5 protein-coding genes are annotated in these 5,199 nt (G+C 72.1%); 1 reads left to right on the top strand and 4 read right to left on the bottom strand.

Translation table 11 applies throughout. The annotated features are described in order from the left end of the window. Positions 1-63: 63 nt before the first annotated feature. From AOK01_RS33855 to hrcA, 4 genes are all read right to left on the bottom strand, one after another. On the bottom strand, positions 64-810 hold the full coding sequence (locus AOK01_RS33855) for a 16S rRNA (uracil(1498)-N(3))-methyltransferase (RefSeq protein WP_055518459.1): 747 nt from the start codon (positions 808-810) through the stop codon (positions 64-66). Continuing rightward, positions 807-1,895 carry a nitronate monooxygenase gene (locus AOK01_RS33860; RefSeq protein ID WP_055518461.1) on the bottom strand — a complete coding sequence of 363 codons (1,089 nt, stop codon included), beginning with the start codon at positions 1,893-1,895 and terminating at the stop codon, positions 807-809. The genes AOK01_RS33855 and AOK01_RS33860 overlap by 4 nt, the downstream gene beginning before the upstream one ends. 108 nt (positions 1,896-2,003) lie before the next feature. Further along, a complete protein-coding gene (gene dnaJ / locus AOK01_RS33865) occupies positions 2,004-3,143 on the bottom strand; it encodes a molecular chaperone DnaJ (RefSeq protein WP_055518462.1) in 1,140 nt (379 codons plus the stop codon). Continuing rightward, positions 3,144-4,160, bottom strand: coding sequence for a heat-inducible transcriptional repressor HrcA (gene hrcA / locus AOK01_RS33870; protein WP_055518464.1), 1,017 nt, complete (start codon positions 4,158-4,160; stop codon positions 3,144-3,146). Positions 4,161-4,507: 347 nt separating this feature from the next. Here hrcA and AOK01_RS33875 point away from each other — a divergent pair. Then, a partial coding sequence (locus AOK01_RS33875) for an MBL fold metallo-hydrolase (protein ID WP_055518466.1) occupies positions 4,508-5,199 on the top strand: 692 nt, incomplete at its 3' end.

Consider the following 5,199-nt stretch of genomic DNA (forward strand, 5'->3'; position numbering starts at 1 on the left):
TGGGGGCGCAGCCCCCAGAAGTGACGGGAAGGGTAGGGGCGGCGGGGGCGAAAAACCCTCGGGTTACGACCAGCGGCCCGTGCGGCCCAGCAGCAGCGCCACCGCCGCGGTACCCGCCGTGGACGTGCGCAGCACACTCCGCCCCAGCCGACAGACCCTCGCCCCGGCACCGGTGAACGCCCTCAACTCCTCTGCGGACACCCCGCCTTCGGGGCCGACGACCAGCACGATCTCTCCCGCCGCGGGGAGTTCGACCGTCGCGAGCGGCTCGCCCGGGTACTCCCGGTCCTCGTGCAGCACCGCCGCGAAATCCGCCGTGGCGAGAAACGCGGCAACCTGTTTGGTCGTCATCGCGTCCGCGACCCGCGCGAACCGCACCCGGCGCGACTGCTTGCCGGCCTCGCGGGCGGTGGCCCGCCACTTGCCGAGCGCCTTCTGTCCGCGCTCGCCCTTCCACTGTGTGACGCAGCGGGACGCCGACCAGGGGACGATCTCGTCGACGCCGGTCTCCGACATGGTCTCGACGGCGAGTTCACCGCGGTCGCCCTTGGGCAGGGCCTGCACGACGGTGATACGGGGGGCCGGCCGGGGCTCCTCGCGCACGCCGTGGAGGCCCGTCACCACGAGCCGGTCCTTGCCCTCGGCCGCCTTGACGACGCCGTCGGTCCAGCGGCCGAGCCCGTCGGTGAGGACCACGTCCTCGCCGGGCCGCAGCCGTTTCACGGACACGGCGTGCCGCCCCTCGGGTCCTTCGAGCACGAACTCGGGGCCGCCGGGCACCTCGTCCACCACGAACACGGGAGCGGTCATCGGCCGGTGCCGCCCCCGCCCGAGTGGGCCGCCAACGCGGTCCGGGCGGCGGCGAGTTCGGCCGCCAGCACCTCGACCAGCTGCCCCGCGGGCAGCTCGCGGGCGAGCCGGTGCCCCTGCCCCGCCCACAGCGCCATCCCCTGCGCGTCCCCCGCCTTGGCCGCCGCCTTGCGCAGTGCGGAGGTGAGGTGGTGGACATCGGGGTAGGCGGCGGGCGCGTACGGCCCGTGCTCGCGGATGAAGCGGTTCATCAGCCCTCGGGCGGGCCGGCCGGAGAACGCCCGCGTCAACTGCGTCCGTACGAAAAGGGGGTTGGTCAACGCCTGCTTGTGCAGGGCGTTGGCGCCGGACTCGGGGGTGGCGAGGAAGGCCGTGCCCAGTTGGGCGGCGCTCGCGCCGGCGGCGAGTGCGGCCGCGATCTGGCTGCCGCGCATGATGCCGCCGGCCGCGACGATCGGGATCTGCACGGTCTCGCGGACCTGCGCGATGAGCGAGAGCAGTCCGATGCCGGAGCCGTCGGCCTCCGGGTTGTCGCGATGGGTGCCCTGGTGGCCGCCGGCCTCGATGCCCTGCGCTATCACCACGTCGGCGCCCGCCCACTGCACGGCCTGCGCCTCCTCGGCGGTGGTCGCCGTGACCATGGTCAGCCTGCCGGCCCGGCTCAGGGAGTCCAGGACGTCCCGCGTGGGGCAGCCGAAGTGGAAGGAGACGACCGGCACCGGGTTGTCGAGGAGGACGGCGAGTTTGGCGTCGTAGCCGTCGTCGCGTCCGCTGTCGGGGTCGCCCAGTTCGGTCTCGTACCAGGAGGCCTCACCGGCCAGTTGGTGGGCGTACACCTCGACGGCCGACCGGTCGGCGTACTCGGGCTGGGGCATGAACAGGTTCACGCCGAACGGGCGGTTCGTGGCTCCGCGCAGCTGCTTGATGTCCTCGTACATGCCGTCCGCCGTCTTGTACCCGGCGGCGAGAAAGCCGAGCCCCCCGGCCTCGGACACGGCCGCGGCGAGCTGCGGCACGGAGACGCCGCCGGCCATCGGGGCCTGCACGATCGGGAGGGGGAAAAGATCGGTCAGCGCGGAGGACATGACGGCATGTTGTCACGTCCTCCGCGCAAGTCCGAATCCGGCCGTCCGCCGGGCATAAGCCACCGGAACATCCTGCGCCGGGCCTGCGCCGGGCCCGGCGCCCACCACTCAGCTACGGCCGTTGAACGCGTCCTTCAGCCGCGAGAACAACCCCTGCTGACCGGGCTGGAACTGGCCCGTGGGCCGTTCCTCGCCCCTCAGTTGGGCCAGCTCCCGCAGCACTCGCTCCATCTCGGGATCGAGCTTGGTCGGCGTCATGACCTCGACGTGGACGATGAGGTCGCCGCGCCCGCCGCCGCGCAGATGCGTGATGCCCCGCCCGTGCTTGGGGATCGACTGGCCGGACTGGGTGCCCGGACGGATGTCGACCTCTTCGAGCCCGTCGAGCGTCTCCAGCGGGACCTTCGTGCCCAGCGCCGCCGCGGTCATCGGAATGGTGACCGTGCAGTGCAGGTCGTCGCCCCGCCGCTGGAACATGTTGTGCGGCAGCTCGTGGATCTCCACGTACAGGTCGCCTGCGGGGCCGCCACCGGGGCCGACCTCGCCCTCGCCCGCGAGCTGGATCCGCGTGCCGTTGTCGACACCGGCGGGAATCTTCACGGTCAGGGTCCGGCGCGAGCGCACCCGTCCGTCGCCCGCGCACTCGGGGCACGGCGTCGGGACGACCGTGCCGAAACCCTGGCACTGCGGGCACGGCCGGGACGTCATGACCTGACCCAGGAAGGACCGTGTGACCTGGGACACCTCGCCGCGACCGCGGCACATGTCACAGGTCTGCGCGGAGGTGCCGGGGGCGGCGCCCTCACCACTGCACGTGGTGCAGACGACGGCCGTGTCGACCTGGATGTCCTTCGTGGTGCCGAAGGCCGCCTCGTCGAGGTCGATCTCCAGCCGGATCATCGCGTCCTGGCCGCGCCGCGTGCGGGACCGCGGGCCCCGCTGCGACGCCGTACCGAAGAACGCGTCCATGATGTCCGAGAAGTTCCCGAAGCCGCCGGCGCCGAAGCCACCCGCGCCACCGCCGCCCGCCTGGGACAGCGGGTCGCCGCCGAGGTCGTAGACCTGCTTCTTCTGCGGGTCCGACAACACCTCGTACGCGGCGTTGATCTCCTTGAAGCGCTCTTGCGTCTTCGGGTCGGGATTGACATCCGGGTGCAGCTCGCGGGCGAGCCGCCGGAATGCCTTCTTGATCTCGTCCTGGGACGCGTCGCGGCGCACGCCGAGTACGGCGTAGTAGTCCGTGGCCACCTACGACTCCGCCAGGATCTGTCCTACGTACCGTGCCACCGCTCGTACCGCTCCCATCGTTCCGGGGTAATCCATGCGCGTCGGGCCGACCACGCCGAGTTTGGCGACTGCTTCGCCGCCCGAACCGTAGCCGACCGACACCACGGAAGTGGAGTTGAGTCCCTCATGGGCGTTCTCGTGACCGATCCGTACGGCCATGCCCGAATCGTTGACCTCCCCCAGGAGTTTGAGGAGCACGACCTGCTCCTCCAACGCCTCAAGCACCGGACGGATGGTGAGAGGAAAGTCATGTCCGAAGCGGGTCAGATTGGCGGTGCCGCCGATCATCAGCCGCTCCTCGGTCTCCTCGACGAGGGTCTCCAGGAGGGTGGAGAGCACCGTCGCGACCGTCCCCCTGTCCTCCGACTCGAAGGCGTCGGGGAGATCTTGCACCAGTTGTGGGACATCCGCGAAACGGCGGCCCACGATCCGGCTGTTGAGCCGCGCGCGCAGATCGGCCAGCGAGGCCTCCCCGAAGGGGGCCGGGCAGTCCACCATGCGCTGCTCGACGCGGCCGGTGTCCGTGATGAGTACGAGCATGACGCGGGCCGGGGCCAGCGACAGGAGCTCCACGTGACGCACGGTCGAGCGGGTCAGCGACGGGTACTGGACGACGGCCACCTGCCGGGTGAGCTGCGCGAGGAGCCGCACGGTCCGCCCCACGACGTCGTCGAGGTCGACGGCGCCGTCCAGGAAGTGGTGGATCGCCCGTCGCTCGGGCGCGGTCATCGGCTTGACGCCCGCGAGCCTGTCGACGAAGAGGCGGTAGCCCTTGTCCGTGGGGATACGGCCGGCGCTGGTGTGCGGCTGGGCGATGTATCCCTCGTCCTCCAGGACCGCCATGTCGTTGCGCACGGTCGCCGGGGAGACCCCCAGCCGGTGCCGCTCCGTGAGCGCCTTCGAGCCGACCGGTTCCTCCGTGCCCACGTAGTCCTGGACGATGGCGCGCAGCACTTCGAGCCTTCGTTCACTGAGCATCGCGCACACCTCCAGCCGGTCTTTCCCGCGGTCATCGATGGTCGTCGATCGTCTTCGGTGGTTGTCGCCTGGCACTCAGCGCGCACGAGTGCCAGCATCCCCCGGCCCAGTGTACGGCCGGTGGGTACGACCGGGGCAAGGGCGGGCCTGCGATGTCACGACGCCGGGCACCGACAGGAACGCCGAAGGGAACGCCGACGTGGCCGACGTGTACGGGGCTGTCCCGCTCTGTCGGGCTCTGGTCGGGCTCTGGTCGGGCTCGGGTCGGGGTCCGGGTGCGGCCGGGCTGCGACTCTGGTCGGGTCCGCCTGCCGGGCCTTGTCGGGGACAGCCCTTAGCGTCGGCGTATGACACTGACTTGGGAAGGGGCGGAGCGGGCCGGGTCCGGGTGGGAGGAGCTGTCCCCGTACGCGGGGCGGTACCGGCTGCCGGTCTGGGACTGCACGGTGGGGCTCGTGGTGGGCGAGGACGCGGCGCTCATGATCGACGCGGGGTCGAGCGTGCGGGAGGGCGCGTGGCTGCGGGCGCGGGCGCGGAGCCTGCTCGGGGGCAGGCGCATCACGCATCTCGCGCTCACGCATCCCCACTTCGACCATGTCTTCGGGGCGGCGGCGTTCGCGGGGGCCGAGGTGTTCGGCGCGGTGGGCGTCGAGCGGGTTCTCGGCGACGAGGGGGAGGAACTGCGCGCGGACGCCGTGCGCAACGGCGCCGATCCCGGCGAGGCGGCCGAGGCGGCGGATCTCCTGGTCCGGCCGCGGCATCTGGTCTGCGGCGAGTGGACGCTCGACCTGGGCGGGGGCCGGCAGGTCCTGCTGGCGAACGTGGGCCCCGGGCACACGGGCCACGACCTGGCGGTCCTGGTGGCCGGGGATGGGGGTGGGGGTGGTGACGGGTCCCGCCCCGGGTCCGGGTCCGCGTCGTCCGGGTCCGGGTCCGGGTCGCCGGAGATCGTCTTCTGCGGCGACCTGGTCGAGGAGTCCGGCGAGCCCCAGGCCGGACCGGACGCCGTGCCCTCGCACTGGCCCGCGGCACTGGACCG

The organism is Streptomyces aurantiacus, assembly GCF_001418335.1.
Classification (GTDB): Bacteria; Actinomycetota; Actinomycetes; order Streptomycetales; family Streptomycetaceae; genus Streptomyces; species Streptomyces aurantiacus.